We start from the raw sequence: 18693 nt of genomic DNA, 5'->3' as shown, positions 1-18693 counted from the left end.
CCCCTAGTGATCGAGGCTTGCAACATGCCCCGAACCAGGTCGTTGGCATCCGTTGTAGACGTGCCTAGCTCATCAATCAGTTTCGCCATCTCAGGGTTAGCAAGAAGCTTCTTTTCAATCGCATCAATCTTGGCCTTATCAGCCGCATCTCGTCGTGCCACACTAGTCATTCTGGCTTATCTCCTTATGCAGGTTGGGAACCTACACACAAACCATTAGACACTCTCCGCTCCTGTCCCCAAACTCGCAGCCCTGATGGGCGTCCATTTCAACCTAGAACGAAAAGCAACCCTATTCGATAGGAACGTAAATCTCTACAACGTTTTGATCTACTACAGCTACCAATTCCTGACGGGTAATCACATATTTGCGGCCTAATCTTCCCCCTCCAATGTAGAACTCGTCGCCCTTTATTGCATTCAGATCCGCCACAACTGGAAGGCCTTCAGGTACGCCAATCGGGCCGATACTATCTTTTTCCATACCGGTTAATGCCAACGCCTCATCCATTGGCAAAAAAGAAGTCTTACCGCCTAAGGCTCGCTTGAGACCTTTATTATCTAAACGGTGAGTCGCGGGAACCAGAACGAGAGCATTATGGCGCTCTCCAGACAGCTTGGTAGAAACCACAATAGAATTTAGACTTTGCTCCGCGGCAGCGCCAGTCTCCTCCAAAAAAGTTGCAGTGTCTGAAATACCTGGATCGACATGAAGAACACGCATATTTTACCCTTTTATTTTTTAGATAAGTTCGAAGAGATAGAAGACACCGATAAAAATGAAAATGATGCCCGGGAGGAAGCGAACAGCGGGAATTCTCGCTAGCGGTGAATGTGCAGCAGCTTTCAACAAAACGGACATCACGATAAATACTACAAGCGTCGACATAAGCAGAAGGCCAAGAATAATGGCTTTCTGATCGGATCCCGTGTAGTGGCTCATCATCTGGGTAAAGAAAGAGGTAAAGAAAACCAATGCTTTCGGGTTCGAGATGTTGGTGATAAAGCCCAGTCGAAGCGACTTAGCCCATGAACCGGCCCCTGGCGATCGCACTGAAGGGGCCGATTCGGTCACGACTTGATTGCCGTGATTGCGTACTGGCTTTGCTGCGTCACGAAGAGACAGAACACCCAATATCACGAGTACCCCGCAGCCGACCATCGGCAGCACGATACGTAGACTAGGAACGGCGATCAGCAACGCCTCGATACCGACCAGCGATAGCACTGACCACACTGCTACTCCCAGCGCAGCGCCGAGAGCTGTCCAGAACCCCGCACGCAGACCATACCGTGATGTTTGCAGACCGATAGAGATAATATCAGGACCCGGCATCGCCATAACGAGGGTCCAACTAAGAAAATCAGCTACCACTTACGTTCTCCGCTTATTCAAGCAAAAACTCGAAATTAAGACCAGATTTCGAGGATCCCATCAGCAGTGAGCCCCATAAAGAACGATAAGGTTACTCGCCTCCCTGGGCTCTTGTTTGTTTCCACGCGGTGATAATTGCGAGGGTCAAAGATTACCGCATCTCCTACCTCTGCACGTACTGACGTGTACGGTTGATCTTTTACCAGATCATAGGGGTAACCATAACCGTCGCGGTTGTCCTCATCTTGAGGCATCCACCGTCGGCGGAAAATAGTTGCTTCTCCACCCTTCTTCGGCATTTCCAGGTGACAATTAAATGCGAGTTGCGCAACGGGGGTGTCGTCGAGACCATTAGGAAGTTCGCGCTCAATCTCATCAAAGTGAATACGAGCTCCTTCATTGATCTCGCGAATCATTCCAGCGAAGAGACGCCTTCCATTTATCGAGGATTTCCTCACATCAGAGTCCCAGCAGAGACTTATTTTTTCCATTGCCAGAACTAAAGGATCGATTCCCTTAGCCAAAGCAGACCGGACCTCGTCAGATTGATCTCGATGCTCCCAATACTCATCTCCGATTCCTCCGTCGATGTAGTAGTCGAAAGCAGACGGCCCCAACTTGGCAATCCGCGGCGAGACCACCTGCTGGTCATACTCGCCTAATTCCACTGTCTGCAGATTCTCCATTACCTCAGCACACAGTTCCTTGGAAAAGAAGCCTCTAACCCTGATGGCCGATAAGGTTCCCGCTGCCAGGTCAACGAGATCCTGTTTGACTAGTTCCTTAGAGCACTTCTCTTCAAATTTCGTATAGACAGGCGTGGGATTCCCCTTTGACTTGTTCACTATTTTCTCCCGAATATTTCTTGCTTGATTGTCAGGCCGCATCTTATGTCTGGAGTGATTTAAATCATAATTTAAAGCCGTCAAGGAACAGTGTCAAGTGAAGAAGATGCCCAAATCTGCTGCGGGCCCGGACCCCGAAAAGTAGACACTAAGGGGGTCCGACCCCCGACGTGTTCACTTTTCGGGGGTCAGGCCCATGTACGCACTCTTGTTGACTACCCGGCCGCCATCGCGAACTTTAATACGCAGCGCGTCTAGAAACACCACGGGGTAGAACTCATCTCACTGGCGGTTGTGTCACACCATGACCTCATCCAAGACAGCGTCAGTAACCGCTGAAATCGTCTCATGAGAGATATCAACCCGCTTTACAGTTGCCATGTGGTGTTGGATATCCCTAATTATCATCCCACCGGCATACAAGCTAACAATCATCTCACTCAACATCAGTCAAATGCCTCGAGCCTTTGAGGGGCCATAGTCGGCGAGAATGTTCCCGCCCGATCCCGAGGGGCATCAACGGTCACTGGCCCGTAGTTAGAATCCACGGTTTTTGGGTACGACCCGTTGCGGTAATAGTCTGTCCCAGCAGCAGCTTTAGCGCTCCTATCGCCAGACTCATAGCCTAGGTGGGCATCCATTTCAGCATTTAACCCGCGGGTAATTGAGGCTTGCAGCATGCCCCGAACTAGGTCATTGGCATCCGTTGTTGACGCGGGCTAGGTCATTAATCAGTTTCGCGATGTCAGGGTTAGCAAGAAGCTTCCTTTCAATCGCATCAATCTTGGCCTTATCAGCCGGATCTCGCCGTACCACAGTAGTCATTCTGGCTTATCTCCTTATGCGGGTTAGGTACCCACACACAAACCATTAGACTCTCTCTGGTCTACCGGGGCGGTAGCTTTGCGGATATCAAAGTCTCCGATTCGGATTCGGTAGCCGTTGTTTAGTCGGCTGACCAACGAATCAGCCCCGACCCTGTCAGGGGCCTGCCCCCGGAAAGTAGACACGTCGGGGGTTAGCTATGCTGCTTGGGTCAGTGTAACTGATCTGAGTGCTTCGAAGGAATCGGAGGCTAGAAGGTTGCACCAGGAGTGCCGCCTGCGCGTGTTACAAGAGCATGCACCACCGGAAGATTTCCTGGCGGCAGCTGATTGGACTTTCAAAGAGTTTCCTATCACGCAGCACTTCACGCTTTAAAGGATTCTGCTAGGGCTTCTATCGGCACTTGTACCCACTGCTCCCATGGATTGGCGTACACCAAGTTGGGCGCAGTGGTCCCTGAATGCCTGTGAGGTATACACACTGCCGTGATCGGAATGGAAAATTGCCCCGTTAAGGCTTCCGCGGACTTTTCTGGCATGAGACAAAGCTTCGATAACCAGCGATACCCGCATGTGATCCGCGAGTGCATGACCGACAAGTTTGCGAGAGTAGACGTCGATGACCGTGGCAAGGTATATGTTTTTGCCATCCTTGTCAGAAGCAGGTAGATACATGTCGCCGACATACACACGGTTGGCTCTTTAGCTGCGAATTAACAGGCGTACTAGATCTGGCATGACGCGGTGGCCAGGATTGCGCCTAGTAGTGATGCACCGACGTCGTTTACTAAAGCCTTTAAAGCCCCATGGATTTTGATGATGCGTGCGACCTTCTTATGGTTGATCGGGCCGAAATCCGTATCGGCTTTAAGGCTTGCAGCGATGCGTTTAGCCCCGTAAAGCCCGTGCTCATCATCGAAGATGGTCTTGATTTGTGCAGCAATAAGAGCATCGGAACACATCTTTAACCTGCGTTTTTCGCGGATGTTGACCCATTTGTAAAACGAGGATCGATTGAGCTTTAACACGTGGCACATCCGTATAAGCCGAGTATTCGGTTCGGTGGTCATCGACACACTGGAAGCAGAACTCCAGTGAGTTGCTTTAAGCACAATATTTCGCGGCCTTGCGCAGGATATCGCGCTCTTCGCGCAGCTTAGAGACTTCGTTTTCTAGCTGGCGGATCCGCTCAGAATCAGTCGTCGCCTGAGCTTTATCACGCATGTTTTTCGAGTGGGCACGTTTGCCGGTGCCGTACTGCTTAAGCCAGGAATAAAGTGAAGAACGATTGATTCCCAGCTCTGCTGCAGCCGTGTGAAGCGAGAGCTCCTCATTGTTTTCGTAGAGGGCCACAGCATCACGTTTGAACTGTTCGGAGTACCTAGGCATGGTGGTAGATTACCTTTCTTGCCAACCCAACCGGGCTGGATATCAGGTGTCTACCTAACGGGGGCCAGGTTTCAGGAAGTTCGGCAACCCTATAGGCAGCCGCCGACTGCGACGAAATCACTGTTGGTAGTCGGGCCTCACGGTCGAATATGATTTTGGCAAGGTCTTCTTGCTCGCGCTGATTGATGCTCATGGTCATAAAATCATCGATGATCAAGACATCGATGTTGATGGGCCTGACCCCCGACGTGTCCACTTTCTCGGGGTCAGACCCTTCTTCGGCAAGATTGTTGACTTTGGCGAGTTTCTCTTGTCCGAAATTGCACTGCCTGGCTATTCCGAGAGGATCGTCTGGTAACTGCGTTTTCGAGTGGTACCTCCACTCGAGCATTTTGCGTTGGTGCTGTCCTGTCCTGCCGCGGTGGGCGTCTGCGATGCGTTTGAGTTGCGCGTTGACTCCGCCTTCCGAGAGTGTTGGTAGTTGCGGCCCATCGGCCTGGTCCGAGTGCGCGGCGTGGCTGCAGGTAGGTAAACAGCTAACCTTTTCGCGAGAGGTGCAACAGCGAGTTGTAGGCGTTGCGTACCCGCAGGAGGGTCCATTCCGGTGGATTGACGAAGAATCGGGTCTATATAAGGACCTCAGCCTTATATAGACCCGATTCAGCTAACCTGAGCAGCGGAAAAGCCGGAACTCAGACACACTTCTTGCTACTTAACCCGAAGACTACATCCGGTGGTCCACCACCGATCGCATCCGACAATGACTCAAGGGCCTGGCCCCGATACAATATCGGAATCAGGCCCTTGACCCCCTCACCGCCTAGAATTAAACCAGTCCAACTTTCGGGGCCAGTTCATGCTTTGGGGGTGTTTACGGCTTTATGGTTTTAGAAGCCGAGGATGGAGCGGCTGAACTGATTCAGCGCGTCTGGGATGAGGTGCGGCAGCTGACGGAAGAATAGGTTTGTCTGCTCCAAGATATCCCATCCGTTGGAGACGGCCATGTGAGCTGCTTCCTGTGCGTTGCTTACGAGGTCTGCAATCATTGTATTCCTTTCAACATCGGATATTTGAAAAAGATGTACATCTTATGTGTACGCCCCATATGTTACTACTTCTGATGCTGGAGTGCCCAAGGCTTTTAGGTACAGGTGACTTGAGTGTTGTCTATTGAGGCTCTGCTTGCGGGTGAAAGCGTGTCATGTTGTTTGTGTGGGGGACTAGGTCTATAAGTATTTGTCGAATCGGTCGGGAAAGACAAGATCCAAATCACGCTGAGAATTCGTAAAACTTGCCGGATAAGATATAAAAATCGCGACAGCGCCGTGAGCAGTAGTGCTCACGGCGCTGTGCGTTTAAGGGAGTGAGAAATTACTCCTCGGAATCAGAGGACTCGTCTTCGCCCTCTTCGTCGACGGAATCAGCACCAGCCTCGGCGCCGCCCTCCTCAGCAGCCTCAGCGGCCTCTTCGAGTTCCTCGTCGACCTCAGGCAGCGAGATGGAGAGGATCACGGTTTCGGGGTCTGCCACCAGGGTGGTGTCTTCCGGCATAGCGATGTCAGCGGCAGTGATGACCTCGCCTTCCTCGAGGCCTTCGATGGACAGCTCAATCTCTTCCGGAATGTTCAGAACGTCAGCCTCAACCAGGAGGACGTCTGCGTCCTGGATGTGCATGGTGCCCGGTGCGGACTCGCCGGTCAGGGTGATCGGAACCTCGACCTCAACCTTCTCGCCGCGCTTAATTAGCAGCAAATCAACGTGGTCGATGTCCATGGTGAGCACGTTCTGGTCGACGTGCTTGACCATGGTCAGGTACTGCTCGCCCTCGATCTCGAGTTCCAAAACGGCGTTGACACCGTTGTTACGAACGAGGGACTGGATGTCCAGTAGTGGCACTGCGAAGTGTACGGGCTCCTGGTTGCTGCCGTAGATTACGCCGGGAACTTTCCAGTCGCGGCGCAGTCGGCGGGCGTAGCCCTTGCCAAAGACGGTACGTGGTTCTGCTTTAATGATTGGGCGCTCTGCCATGATGCAATCTCCTTTGTCGGTGTAGTGCGGCGAGGCTATCGAAGTTATAAAAACGACGAAAGCCTGCCGATGAACGTCTTGGACGAGTCATCGCAGGCGTCAATAAAAGCAACATGCTCTAACTTCAATCGCGTCGATAACGGCTTCCCAATTATTTGAGTCGCCCTCGCCGAGACTGCGTTAGATTAGCATCTCTCGGCCAACGAAACCAAAAACAGCCCCCGTTATCCTTGCTTCGCGTCCTTCCTTTCCTTTGCGCCCTTCGCGCTCACCGGCAGCGCGTATGTCTGTAGTTCGGATCGGGCGGTGAGCGCGAAAGGAGGGGGGGAGAAGACAGGCTGAAGCACTTGTGAGTACATTCGCCGCCCTTGGCGCTCACGGGGATGGAAAACCACCGACACCCCGCCGTTCACGGTGAGCGCGAAGGGCAGGGTGTGAGGCGTAGTGCGACCGGTGAAATGCTTATGCGCGATCGAAAAGAGTGGTTACGGAGCCATTTTCGAAAATTTCGTGAATAGTCCGAGCCAGCAGTGGGGCGATGGACAAAACCTTGAGGTTGGACCAACCTTCGGCGGACTGCGGCAGGGTATCGGTGGTGATGACCTCCTCGGCACCGCACTCAGACAGGCGCTCACGGGCGGGGTCAGAGAAGACGCCGTGGGTACATGCGATGATGACCTTCTTAGCGCCTGCTTCCTTGAGCACGCGCACGGCACCGGCGATGGTGCCACCGGTATCAATCATGTCATCAAGAAGCACGCAGTCCTTGCCCTCAACTTCACCGACCACGCGGTTGGAGACCGTCTTATTAGCCTCGGTATTGGAGCGGGTTTTGTGCACGAAGGCCAGCGGGGCATCGCCTAGGTCGTGGGCCCACTTTTCGGCAACTTTCACACGGCCGGCATCGGGGGATACGACGGCGATGTTATCGGTGGCGTACGTGGACTTGATGTAGTCAGTCAAGATGGGCTGGGCGTGCATGTGGTCCACGGGGCCGTCGAAGAAGCCTTGAATCTGGTCCGTGTGCAGGTCCACCGAGACGATGCGATCTGCGCCCGCTGCCTGTAGTAAGTCTGCGACCAGGCGGGCAGAAATGGGCTCGCGGCCCAAGTGTTTTTTATCCTGACGTGCATATGGGTAGAACGGCAAAATCGCGGTGATGCGTTTGGCAGAACCACGCTTCAATGCATCGATCATAATGAGCTGTTCCATCAACCACTTATTGAGCGGCTGGGAATGTGATTGCATAACGAAGCAATCAGCGCCACGCACAGACTCTTCGAAGCGGATAAAGATCTCGCCATTGGCGAAGTCCCGGGCGGTGGTAGGTACCAGATCGGTATTGAGTTCCTTTGCCACTGCCTCTGCCAATTCTGGGTGTGCGCGCCCAGAAAACAGCTTCATGTTCTTGCTACTACCAGTTACCTTGCCAGTCATAGGAGAATATGCCCCTTTACTTTTCGTTGTCCTGTGCACGGGCTGCGGCTTCTGCCGCTGGGGTGCCCGGACGGTTCTTTTCAACCCAGCCTTCGATATTGCGCTGTTTGCCACCGGAGACTACGAGTGCTCCCGCGGGAACATCGTCCTTAATTACTGTACCCGCACCTGAGTACGCGCCATCACCGACACTGACTGGAGCGATAAACATCGTATCTGAGCCGGTACGCACGTGGCTGCCAATGGTGGTGTGGTGCTTGTTCACACCGTCGTAATTGACGAAGACGGAGGATGCACCGATATTGGTTTCCTCGCCTATGGTGGCATCACCAATATAGGTAAGGTGCGGCACTTTAGTTCCGCGGCCGATCTCGGCATTTTTCGCTTCCACAAAGCCGCCGAGTTTGCCGTCTTCGCCCACGATCGTATTCGGCCGGATAAAGGTAAATGGCCCGATTTTAGCGTTGACGCCGATGACGGAATCGCTGCCGTGCGTGCGGACCACGGATGCGCCGGTACCAATCTGCATATTCGTCAACGTGGAATCAGGGCCAACCTCGGCATTATCGGCGATGCTCGTGGCACCCCACAGTTGAGTACCGGGGTGGATGGTGACGTCGGTTCCTATGGTGACATTGACACCGATCCAGGTGGTTTCCGGATCGACGATGGTAGCGCCGCCACGCATGGCCTTGTCCACCATGCGACGGTTGAGTTCGCGGCCGGCGGCGGCCAGCTGCACGCGGTCATTGACTCCGGCAAGTTCCTGCGGATCTGCGGCCACGTGCGCACCCACGCCATGTCCGGCGGTGCGGGCGATTTCGAGGACATCGGTAATGTACAGCTCGCCCTGCGCATTATCGGTATCAAGCTTGGTCAAAGCATCGCGCAATGCTGCCGCATCGAAAGCGAAAACGCCGGAGTTGACTTCATCAACCAAGCGCTGTTCTTCGGTGGCGTCCTTGTGCTCCACGATAGCGGATACTGATCCATCCGTCTCGCGCATGATGCGGCCATAGCCGGTGGGATCTGCAAGGTGCATGGACAGCACCGTCACTGCATTGCCTTGCGCGGTGTGGGTGTTGCGCAGCCCCTCAATGGTTTCTGAGGTTAAAAGAGGCACGTCACCGTTGGTGACGATGATGGTGCCTTCGAAATCAGAAAGCGGGGAAATCCCACAGGACACGGCATGACCGGTACCGCGCTGTTCTTCCTGCACGGCCAGTATGACCTCGCGGTCCAGTTCTTTCGAAATCTTTTCTACGACGGGTGAGACCTGATCGCGCTGGTGGCCGACGACGGTAACGAGGTGGTCTGGGTTAATACCCGCCGCGGCGTGCAGCGCGTGTCCAAGCAGCGCGCGACCGCCAATTTCGTGCAAAGTCTTTTGCTTTGTGGATTTCATGCGCGTGCCGGCACCCGCCGCGAGGACGACGACGGCACTTGAAGTAGTTGCTTCCACGGTCAACAAAACTCCCGGGTTTGAGTTTGATTAGTTCTTCGGGCTTCATCTTATAGTCCAGATTTAAACTATGTGCGAGAAACCTCCGTGAGCCTGCCCGCGCGCCAGACACCGAGGAAGCCAACGAGCGCCAAGAAAATCAACGCAGCCTCCGGACCTGCGATAGCAATGACGGAAGAAATACCACCTAAGATGAGCAAAATAATGCCCATCATGGTGTTAGCGGCACCCACGTACTGCGTCCTTTTGTCGCCACCGGCCATATCCACCACGTAGGTTTTCCGGGCCACGCGAACCGCCGTATGCGCGAGGTTGACGGCAAAGAAACCGAGCGGCATGACCCAAGCATTTACTACCTCCGAGGCCCAGTGGGAACTGGCCACGATGAGCAGGATGATAACCGAGGACGCGGCCGCACCAACCGCCATGGTGTTTTTAGATGATTTATCCGATAACACGCCAGAAATGCGTCCACCTACAAGCGAGGCCAAACCAGAGGCAAGCACGAAGCCGAAGACTCCAGAAAGGTTATCGTGTAGAAGCACGATAAATGCGGTGGAAAGCGCGGAGACCAGCAACAGAGCACGAACGATGACGAAGTCGCGAAATTGGGTATCGCTCGTAAATAGCTGCCAGGTATCTGTCCACCAGCTCTTATCGATGCCCTCGTGCTCGCCCTCCGGTAACGGCTCTTTGACGTGCGAAAATACCCACGCGGCAAAGGCCCAGGTAAAAGCGCCAACAAATAAAACGATACCCATAGTGACAATCGTGAGATCTCCTAAGAGAAATAAGATGACACCGACTAGGAGGGTGGCCCCGCCGCCCAAGGCTGCTGCGGATCCGGTGACTCGGCCGCGCTGACCCTTGGAAATCGTGCGCGCCTGCACGTCCTTGCCCGCGATAGAACACAACGCCCGGAACAGAGAAAGCGCCACCACGGCAAGTAGTACAATCACTCCTAACCATGTGCCGCGTATTAAGAAAGCTGCAAGGGCAATCACGGCGGCGGAGATGGCTTGGCCAATCGAGCCGATCATCCACAAGCGCTTACGGGCGCGGTGCGTGGTCACCCAGGGGGTAAGGGCGGCTTGCGGCAGCATGGAGCCGGATTCCCGGATAGGGGTAAGCAGGCCAGTAAAGAAAACCGGGACACCTGCTGCGTTAAAGAGCGCTGGCAACACCGTTTTGGAGGCAACGATTTGATCGCCTAAATTTTGCAGGCCATTGGACCAGATGAAGTACCTGGCATTTAAGTTGGACATGAAAGAACTTTCGAGATAACCAGAACAAGGCGGGATAACACGTAAACCGGTCTTAAGGGACCATCTATCAACTTTACTTGCTTCTTACCCCTGGACAGAGCGAAACCGCCGCGATCGACTATGTTCAGTAAGTGTTATGCACGACGTGGATCCTCTCATCAACACGATGTACCAGGCCTTCGATCTGATCGGAGTGGTCTTGAATGGCATTATCGGCGGCACGATTGCCCGTCGCCGCGAATTCGACATTGTGGGATTTGTTTTCCTCGCCCTCTTCTCTGGCCTGGCTGGCGGCATGATCCGCGATATGCTTATCGATGACGGCCCTGCAGCCGCCATTTCAGATCCGTGGTACTTGGGCCTTGCCTGTGCTGGCGCTCTGACCGCTTTTCTCATAGAGCTGAAGGGAAAAGCGTGGGAGATGTTCCGCGAGCATGGGGATGCCATCATTTTGGGTATGTGGTCTACCACCGGTTGCGTGAAAGCACTGGCAGCGGGAATGCCTATGATCCCGTGCGTGTTTTTAGGCGTCTTAACTGCAGTCGGCGGGGGAATGGTTCGGGATGTTGCCTCCGGTCAAATCCCGTCGATTTTCGGCGGCAGCCCCCTTTATGCAGTGCCATCCGTTGTGACCGGCATCGTGATGGTCACCCTGGCATCCTATGACCAATTCGCCATGGGCATGGTGGTTTCCCCGCTCGTCGGCAGCGGCATGGCCATTATTTCCTACTGGCGGGGATGGGTCTTACCTCGTGCCGGGGTCGCGCCGGTGAACTACACCGCGGCCCAGGTGGCCGCGATTGCTAAGAAGGCGGAACTGAAAGGCTTTCGCCGCGGCCGGCGCAAACGTTAACGGCTTAGACGGCTTATTGGGCTATGTTCGCCAGTCCAAGGCAGGTCGGTGACAGTGGCGATAATGCTGGTAATGCTAAGGACACTGAGGACAAGAACGCTCCACTCGAGGAATGGATCAGTGGGTTAGGGTAAAAGGTTCCTGGAAATCATCGTCAGCAGGTTCTGCGGACGACCTTGGGTGTGGAGCTGTCGCGGCAGAAACCCTTTCGAGTGCAACGTTGCCGCAATGTTAGTGAAGGCCACTACAAGCTTCGCTCTCGAGCAAGATCAAGGTAACTCGAAAGAGCTCGCTAGTGCCTTGCGAGATACAACCGCAGAGTGTCCATGGTGTACTGTCTTTCTTCCTCGGTGTACTTTTCGCCGTATTCACTGATGTGCTGGCCTTACAGGCCCTGCTTGGACATACGCATGGAGTCTGAGTAGAAATTGGCACTCTTCAGAGCGTTCTCGAATCAGCGCGGGACATCCTGGTTCTCGCTTCGTTCTTCCGCGTTTATTTCTTGGGCTGTTCTTTGGGGTCGCGGCAACAGTTACTTTCCGGGTGGTCTGGTCTGTGGAGCTTTCCCTGTTTTCATCATCAGTAGTGCCCAAACTGGCGGTGATGACGATAACTATGAAGACACCGATGACGATTGCGCTCCACTTGAGGCAGCCGCTTTTTCTTTTGGGGATGCTGAGGTGTCTGCTGCCGAGCTGCAGGTTGAACAGCCGGTTGGGAGTAATCGAAATAGGGGGCAGGAGAGGTTTTGGTGTGATTTCCTTTCAGTGTGAATGGGATAGGAAAAGATGAAAGTTTCTCAACATTGGTTGCAAGAGTGCAGCAGTAGTCGAGAACGATTAGCGCAGCGATTCTTTGGCAACGTGGAGGATACTGTTTTCAATATCGCCGAAATCAACGCCATTTTGCAGGAAAAGAATTCTCGGACTGGAGTGCCGAAACCAATGGGGATATCAACGTGGGCAAAAGGCGTAGTACCTACTTGGCGAATCCTGACCAATGAATCTTAATGTCTTCTGGAAAACTGACTCCGCCGGGATGCTTGGCACGGCTGGTTACATCCTCGCAGCATTTACCCAAAGCGGCCTCAGTGTCTTGGGCTTCGCTTATTTTCAACACGGAAAAATAAAGGCCACAAATGCCACGAGGTCGGCCCTAATGCGCAATAACCAGAACTACCACCGCTTTAAAAGCGATTTTCTACGGTTGCTGATGGAAGTGACGCCGGAGTTTCAAGGGAGGGAGACGGATGAAGAGAGTTGTTCAACGCTTTGGTCTCTCGGAAGAGAAATAATGAGTGATCATTGCCGATGCACACCTCGGAAACGGGCTGTGGTGTAGAGTAGTAAGGGTCTGACTCAATTAACCGGTCTGGATGCAAGTATGTGGGAGAGCAGGGAAAATCGCCTATGAGTGCGAAATTTGCGGATCGCCTGACTTATTCGTTTACTTGCGGAACCCTCGAATTAAGAAGCTTCGGCTATCTACTTCTTTGGCTCCCTCGATTTTCTTTAATTTAAAATAATGGTAAGGAAATTGCCATTAATGATGGCTTAGCAGTGGGGCAGGGAAAAGATTTCTATGAGAGTGGACGTAGTAATTATTGGTGGCGGATTCGCGGGCACTTCTGCGGCTATTACTTTGGCTCGGGCGAATCGGTCTATCGTGTTAGTGGACTCTCATCAGCCGCGGAATAGGTTTAGTGGGCATTCCCACGGAGTTTTGGGATTTGATTCAGCTTCGCCGATTCAAATGCTGGAAAGTGGCCGCCATGAATTTCAATCGTTCGGCGGAGAGATTATCTCTGAAACTGCGACGTCGCTCACTCCTTCTGAAAAACACTCGTGTAAATGGAAAACCGAATTAGAAAGCGGCGAGGTGGTATACTCGCGCCATGTAATCGTAGCTACAGGTATCACCGACAAATTGCCAGACATCCCCGGACTAGAGAAGTTGTGGGGTAACCGGGTCTTTCACTGCCCTTACTGCCATGGTTATGAGGTTAAAAATAAGAACCTGGTTGTTATTGGTGGGAAGAACCCTTCATTTACTTTCCGCATAGCGAAGTTGCTCACTAAGTGGACAGACCGTGTTACTTTCTATCCACATGGGTTGGAGCTTTCCCAGGAAGAAAAACGTCTTATGGAATCGCTAGGAATAACAATTGAACCTTATTTGGTCCAAGGGGTTACAGCATCTGAACGATCCGATGGCGGGGTAGTACTTGACGTAGGGCAGGAAAAGATAAAATACGAAGCTTGTTTCACTGGTCCGGAATTTGTTCCCAATGACTCAATACTAAAGCAAGCCGGATGCGCTGTAGAACACGGTTGGGTTAAAGCGGAGTCTGGTATGACGTCACTGGAGGGCATTTGGGCTGCAGGAAATGTCATCAGTTCTCCAGACCAAGTTCCGCAAGCCTTGGGTGCTGGAGCCGCCGTTGCCGTTAAGGTGGATCAGAAGATGTTTGATGAGGATATCTCCTGCTAAAGCATTAATACTTTCGTCCTTCATAATAGAGGTTGAATAGTGGTGTCTCCTCCACCGAGTGCTAACAAAAAGTATACCGAGACATATCGGGAGGCCTTGCCCCCAGTTTTTCGCGGGACTATCTTTCGTGGGTCATTTTTCGCTAGCATATGGTGATGCACTTTTCCTATCTAACTGTCCCTACCGTGACAGTATCTCTATTCTTAGCGGCCTGCTCAAATCCAGATAGTGGTGACACGATTCGGGCTGCGAGTGATACCCAATCTGCGTCGACTGCCAGTGCCACCGCGGAGTCAAAGGTGGCGAGCGATCAGCATACGGAAATTCCGACCGCAAATAGCGATGCGTCGCAGCTTTTGGCGGGGATGACGATTAGTAATCTCGTTGATAAGCAATCGCACGAGGTAGTCCGGTCCGCGTTGGCTGATGCCGGAGTACCGCAAGAAAGCATCGATGGCTTCTTTGAACTGGTAAACGAATACAACACTGCCGTACCGACTGACAGTATGGTGGCCGAAGGCTTCGCAGATTACGGGACGAAGGATCCGGACTACGATGTGGAGTCTATTTCAAAGGCATGGAACGACCGCTACGCGGATTATGTGGGTACCAATTGCCGCATCAATACTTTCACCCTGGCGCATTCGCTCTTCTCCGTTGATGACCAGGATAATCCTAATGACTCCTTGCTGTTCCTAGACCAACAGTCCCTGGATAAGGCTCCACAGCAAATCTTTAATGAAGCCCAGCGTGCCAAGTTCGAGGCCTTCTACGGGAACATAGAAACCACCATGGAACAAACCCCAGGACAGCATATTGCCGATATAAAGGCCTATATTAAAGACCGTGGCATTGAGTTCGCAGATACGGGTACTCGGGTGGTGTCGGTGTTTTCCCACGATACCTTGACTGAACCGGCTACGCTTTTTATCGGGCACACCGGCGTCGCCGTGCCATATGAGGATGGCTACCTATTCTTGGAGAAGCTTGCCTTCGACATGCCATATCAAGCGGTGACAGTGAAGGATATGCAGCAGCTCAATGATTATCTGATGCATAAGTACGATGACGGCCCTGACTTGGAGTATGGCCAACCCGTCATCTTTGACAATGGTGACGTGATAGAAGGGATGCGATACGCCCGGAAGTAAAAGAACACCGTAACCCTCTGTCATAATAGCGAACTACGTCCCGCCAGAAGGCCCGTGATGTTTAGGCTGACCCGATAGATTTGGCGCATCCCCATAATTCTGACCTTATGCACCTACCAGTCGAGGCAGTACTAGTTGGGGTTTTCAAAGGCCGGACACCGCCTCCCCGGTGAGCAGTGGGAAAATTTACAAGACTCATAGGAAGGGTTGAAGATATGAAATCAAGTAATTTCAGCTGTGTTTTTATCGCGGCTGCTACCGTCGCTCTGGGCCTGGGCCTCGCAGCCTGCAGCAACGATGACAGCGACGCGCCAGCGACCATAACACAGACCGTTACACCAGCGGACCAGAGCAACCAGGATGATGGCAAGGAAACCGTCACCGTCTCTTCTGGAGTTGATGCTAACGCAGAGGGTGGCAACCATGCCGCCACCGACCTACCAACCGAAATCACTGGTTATTCGGGTGAAGCAGAGCATGACCTGACCGAAGAGCGTCTGACTAAGGAGGACGTGACTCAGGTTCTACAGCGTGCACACAATGGTGAAGGCAAGGTCGAGTGGGACGATGACGGCTATTGGGAAGTCGAAGTTGGTGACATCGAAATCGACATCGACAAAAACGGATTAGTACTTGACGTTGACCGCTAAATAGGTCCTTACTGCTCTTCGTTGGGTGTACGTCAGTCCATTGGAACGGTGGGACCGGTGTTGATAATGCCCTAGTGGAATCATTTAATGCCACTTTAGAGCGGGAAGTCTTGCGTGATAGGAAGATCTTTGACAATCCGATGACCTGCTGGCAGGAGGTCCTCCGGTGGTGTAAGCGCTATAACACACGAAGACCGCACTCCTGGTCCAACCTTGTAGCCGCTGATGTCTGTGAAACCTAGACTGCAGCTATACTGACCACAGCTGAACAGCTAGCCCCCGATGTGTCCTTTTTTGGGGGCCGGGCCCCACTTTTCGGGGCCGAGCCCGCTTCAACCGGGCTCCAGATACACCACACTAGCGGATGCAACTATCATCCGTCGGGACGGGCTGAATTACACTAGGCCGAGTGCGTCGGACTCTGGGTAGGAGGTCTACAATCCGCCGAAAGAGGACGCGCAGGAGCCGGGGGTAGAAGTACCAACCGGCGATGCGGCAGCGGAGCCAGAGACAACACCGAGCATCCCGGCAGGGCGTGAACCGGCCAATAAGGCAGAGTTCTATCCGGCGGGCGCTATCGTCACCCACAAGGGCAAGCAGTGGCGCTCCACCACGGGTGGCAATCGCGCCGAACCCGGCACTGACAACAGTGGGGAAGAGACTGGGGGAGGAAGCCTAGCGGCGCAGCTGTGCTGGTGAGCCCGGCCGGGCCGCGTGCCACTCGCGTACCTCTTTTGCCAGCCACAGTCGCGTGCGACCCAAGATTGTGGCTACATGCTCGGGGGTGCGGTGATTGGCTGAGTAGTTGCGCCAGGTCGCGTAGCTCACGCCGATATGGTCGGCGCAATCCGAGCCGGTCCACAATTCATCGCCGGTATCAACGTCAATGATTTTAGGCTGCACGGTGTTTCCTTTCTAGCCATTGCGTACGGGTGTCCAGAGCTAGGCATATGGTCGTGGCTACCAGTGCTGTGGTGGTGGCCCATGCTGGCGCCTTAGTGATGATGAATGATGCACTAATAAGTGCGGTTATGGTTGTCATCGTGTGAGTCCTTTCTGTACTGTGTGGGGGTGCCCCCGGCTGGATAATTCCAGTATCCAGCCGGGGAGTTTCTAATCCCGCTTGCGGTTTCTCCGCTTAAGCGGGTGTTTGATGAAATGTTCCCTGGTTTTTAGTAGTGCCAGCCAGATGGCCGCCAGGGAGCCGATTATCTCAAACATTTTTACCCCCTCTTTACAGTTGTTGTAAGTGCCTTGCGGCCTTACATTTACCAGTATAACACGTTATTGCGTGATTGGCAAGCTGGAACAATATTAAATTCACGGAATTTTCCGGTCTCAAAATACACCCTAAGCCCGCCGCAGCGGTCGGGCTATTTTTTATGCCGAAAGCAGGTAAATGATGAAAAACTATTACGAAGGCCTACCGGACAAAATACGACTACTGCAAAAACACTTCACGCCCGGCCGTGCAGGCCACCGCATCAGATACATCACGCGTCACCACCTCGCCATGGTCGGCGACACAGACGCCGCATGGAATGTCTGGCAGTCACGCGCCGCGTCAGCATCCTATGTCGTATCGCCCACCGGCGAGGTCGGCCAGATCGTCTACGACCGCGACCCCGTGGTCCAACGCGGATCTGACCTCGAATCGCGAGACTGAGGTTACCCTCGTTTAGTGGACACCCTATTAGTACGGATCTTGTGTCCGTAGGAGAGGATGTTCATTGTGAGTTCGTCAAGGAAGAAGTACACCCCGGAGTACCGGCGTGAAGCCGCGAATCTGGTAATCGAGTCAGAGCGCCCGATTGCTCATGTGGCTAAGGAGATCGGTGTTTCCGCCGGGCTTTTAGGCCGGTGGGTCAAACTCGAGCGTGAGCGCCGAGGAGCTTCAGACGGGATGAGTGAGGCTGATCTTCGTGCTGAGAATGCTCGTCTGCGTCGTGAGCTAGCTGAAGCCAAGATGGATAACGAGTTTTTGTCAAAAGCGACAGCCTTCTTCGCCGCGAAGCAACGCGAGCAGAAAAGTTCGAATTGATGCGGCAGGAGAAGGCGAACTACAGCATCAAGCGCATGGCACGCTTGTTGAAAGTCTCTCGGTCTGGATACTACAAATGGCAAAAGGCTCAAGCAGCACGGCTTCGTGGTGAAAATCAGCGTCAGAGATTCCTCGACCAGTTAGACAGGAAAATCCATGACATCTGGCAAGATTCTGACGAAGTCTACGGTGCCCCGCGGATTACTGCAGAACTCGCCGAGGATGGGGTTTATGTGAATCGCAAAACCGTGGCCAAACGCATGCGGATGATGGGTATTGAGGGCATCTCGCCCAGGGCGTTTGTTCCCGTAACGACGATTCAATCCAAGCGGAGGTCCACGCTTCCAGACTTGGTAAAACGCCTATTTGATCAAGGGCAGCTTAATCGAGTGTGGATGTCGGATATTACCTATCTGCGCACGAATGAGGGCTGGCTGTACCTATGCGTTATCCGCGATGGACACTCCCGCCGAGTCCTAGGCTGGTCCATGGATAGTGTGCAGGATTCTTACCTGGTTGAACGTGCACTGCGCATGGCTTACACCCTGCGTGGTGAAGTGCCCGACGGCGTGGTATTCCACGCCGATCGTGGTACCCAGTTCACCAGCGAACAGCTGTGGCAGGTCTGTCACGAACTAGGGATTGCACAATCGGTCGGCCGTACTGGTGTCTGCTTTGACAATGCGATGGCCGAGTCGTTCTGGTCGACATTGAAGACCGAATTTTACGATCGGAAGAAATGGCGAACCCGCAACGAAGCCCGGAAGGCGGTGGCTCGCTGGATTGAGATTGTCTACAACCGGCGTCGTCGCCACTCGTCCATCGGGATGGTAAGCCCCGTCGATTTCGAAGCCCAGCTCGCTGATCAAAATTGTAATAAGAAA

16 protein-coding genes and 6 pseudogenes are annotated in these 18693 nt (G+C 53.4%); 7 read left to right on the top strand and 15 right to left on the bottom strand.

What is annotated here, in order from left to right:
• From D9V82_RS12785 to D9V82_RS11080, 13 genes and pseudogenes are all read right to left on the bottom strand, one after another.
• A pseudogene (locus D9V82_RS12785) lies at positions 1 to 170 on the bottom strand (IS256 family transposase); the annotation flags it as partial.
• A 121-nt stretch (positions 171 to 291) separates the two neighbouring features.
• Positions 292 to 723, bottom strand: a complete 432-nt coding sequence (locus D9V82_RS11130; RefSeq protein WP_121912423.1) for a YbaK/EbsC family protein — start codon at positions 721 to 723, stop codon at positions 292 to 294.
• 18 nt (positions 724 to 741) lie between these two features.
• Positions 742 to 1374: a LysE family translocator gene (locus D9V82_RS11125; protein ID WP_147446203.1), complete on the bottom strand. Its 633-nt coding sequence runs from the start codon at positions 1372 to 1374 to the stop codon at positions 742 to 744.
• A gap of 35 nt (positions 1375 to 1409) precedes the next feature.
• A complete protein-coding gene (locus D9V82_RS11120; RefSeq protein WP_167449812.1) occupies positions 1410 to 2219 on the bottom strand; it encodes a 2OG-Fe(II) oxygenase family protein in 810 nt (269 codons plus the stop codon).
• 189 nt (positions 2220 to 2408) lie between these two features.
• Positions 2409 to 3044: pseudogene (locus D9V82_RS11115) on the bottom strand (transposase); the annotation flags it as partial.
• A gap of 197 nt (positions 3045 to 3241) precedes the next feature.
• A pseudogene (locus tag D9V82_RS11110) lies at positions 3242 to 4432 on the bottom strand (IS3 family transposase).
• Between the two features lie 73 nt (positions 4433 to 4505).
• Positions 4506 to 4661, bottom strand: a pseudogene (locus D9V82_RS13160) (ATP-binding protein); the annotation flags it as partial.
• Positions 4653 to 5034: pseudogene (locus tag D9V82_RS11100) on the bottom strand (IS1249 family transposase); the annotation flags it as partial. The pseudogenes D9V82_RS13160 and D9V82_RS11100, both read right to left, overlap by 9 nt.
• Positions 5035 to 5319: 285 nt before the next feature.
• Entirely contained in the window at positions 5320 to 5478 is a 159-nt protein-coding gene (locus tag D9V82_RS12325; protein WP_167449811.1) for a hypothetical protein, read from the bottom strand.
• Positions 5479 to 5803: 325 nt separating this feature from the next.
• Positions 5804 to 6460, bottom strand: coding sequence for a 50S ribosomal protein L25/general stress protein Ctc (locus tag D9V82_RS11095; protein ID WP_121912420.1), 657 nt, complete (start codon positions 6458 to 6460; stop codon positions 5804 to 5806).
• 462 nt (positions 6461 to 6922) lie between these two features.
• Positions 6923 to 7897 (bottom strand): ribose-phosphate diphosphokinase, encoded by a 975-nt coding sequence (locus D9V82_RS11090; RefSeq protein ID WP_121912419.1) that lies wholly within the window; start codon positions 7895 to 7897, stop codon positions 6923 to 6925.
• Positions 7898 to 7913: 16 nt separating this feature from the next.
• A complete protein-coding gene (glmU, locus tag D9V82_RS11085) occupies positions 7914 to 9359 on the bottom strand; it encodes a bifunctional UDP-N-acetylglucosamine diphosphorylase/glucosamine-1-phosphate N-acetyltransferase GlmU (RefSeq protein WP_121912425.1) in 1446 nt (481 codons plus the stop codon).
• 68 nt (positions 9360 to 9427) lie between these two features.
• Positions 9428 to 10624, bottom strand: a complete 1197-nt coding sequence (locus tag D9V82_RS11080) for an MFS transporter (RefSeq protein ID WP_121912418.1) — start codon at positions 10622 to 10624, stop codon at positions 9428 to 9430.
• A gap of 136 nt (positions 10625 to 10760) precedes the next feature.
• On the opposite strand from D9V82_RS11080, the gene D9V82_RS11075 reads away from it, so the two are divergent.
• The gene (locus tag D9V82_RS11075; protein WP_121912417.1) at positions 10761 to 11477 is read left to right on the top strand and encodes a trimeric intracellular cation channel family protein; all 717 of its coding nucleotides are present in this window, start codon (positions 10761 to 10763) and stop codon (positions 11475 to 11477) included.
• A gap of 292 nt (positions 11478 to 11769) precedes the next feature.
• On the opposite strand, the pseudogene D9V82_RS12780 reads toward D9V82_RS11075, so the two are convergent.
• A pseudogene (locus D9V82_RS12780) lies at positions 11770 to 11883 on the bottom strand (Ltp family lipoprotein).
• Between the two features lie 1175 nt (positions 11884 to 13058).
• Here D9V82_RS12780 and D9V82_RS11060 point away from each other — a divergent pair.
• The 4 genes from D9V82_RS11060 (at position 13059) to D9V82_RS11045 (ending at position 16010) form a co-directional block, all read left to right on the top strand.
• On the top strand, positions 13059 to 13967 hold the full coding sequence (locus tag D9V82_RS11060) for an NAD(P)/FAD-dependent oxidoreductase (protein ID WP_121912415.1): 909 nt from the start codon (positions 13059 to 13061) through the stop codon (positions 13965 to 13967).
• A gap of 185 nt (positions 13968 to 14152) precedes the next feature.
• Positions 14153 to 15118, top strand: a complete 966-nt coding sequence (locus tag D9V82_RS11055) for a DUF4300 family protein (RefSeq protein ID WP_239088590.1) — start codon at positions 14153 to 14155, stop codon at positions 15116 to 15118.
• 215 nt (positions 15119 to 15333) lie between these two features.
• Positions 15334 to 15768: a hypothetical protein gene (locus D9V82_RS11050; RefSeq protein WP_121912414.1), complete on the top strand. Its 435-nt coding sequence runs from the start codon at positions 15334 to 15336 to the stop codon at positions 15766 to 15768.
• 11 nt (positions 15769 to 15779) lie between these two features.
• Positions 15780 to 16010 carry an integrase core domain-containing protein gene (locus D9V82_RS11045; protein ID WP_121912413.1) on the top strand — a complete coding sequence of 77 codons (231 nt, stop codon included), beginning with the start codon at positions 15780 to 15782 and terminating at the stop codon, positions 16008 to 16010.
• A gap of 433 nt (positions 16011 to 16443) precedes the next feature.
• Here D9V82_RS11045 and D9V82_RS11040 read toward each other — a convergent pair whose 3' ends face one another.
• A complete protein-coding gene (locus D9V82_RS11040; protein ID WP_121912412.1) occupies positions 16444 to 16671 on the bottom strand; it encodes a hypothetical protein in 228 nt (75 codons plus the stop codon).
• 610 nt (positions 16672 to 17281) lie between these two features.
• Between D9V82_RS11040 and D9V82_RS12320 the strand changes: the two genes are divergently transcribed.
• Entirely contained in the window at positions 17282 to 17434 is a 153-nt protein-coding gene (locus tag D9V82_RS12320) for a hypothetical protein (RefSeq protein WP_167449809.1), read from the top strand.
• A gap of 57 nt (positions 17435 to 17491) precedes the next feature.
• A protein-coding gene (locus D9V82_RS11030) for an IS3 family transposase (RefSeq protein WP_121912410.1) occupies positions 17492 to 18693 on the top strand; the annotation gives its coding sequence in 2 pieces (ribosomal slippage) (positions 17492 to 17753 and positions 17753 to 18693; 1203 coding nt annotated over the 2 pieces). This gene is flagged as partial in the annotation.

Source organism: Corynebacterium macginleyi (genome assembly GCF_003688935.1).
GTDB lineage: Bacteria > Actinomycetota > Actinomycetes > Mycobacteriales > Mycobacteriaceae > Corynebacterium > Corynebacterium macginleyi.
This window is presented reverse-complemented; position numbering and strand designations above follow the sequence as displayed.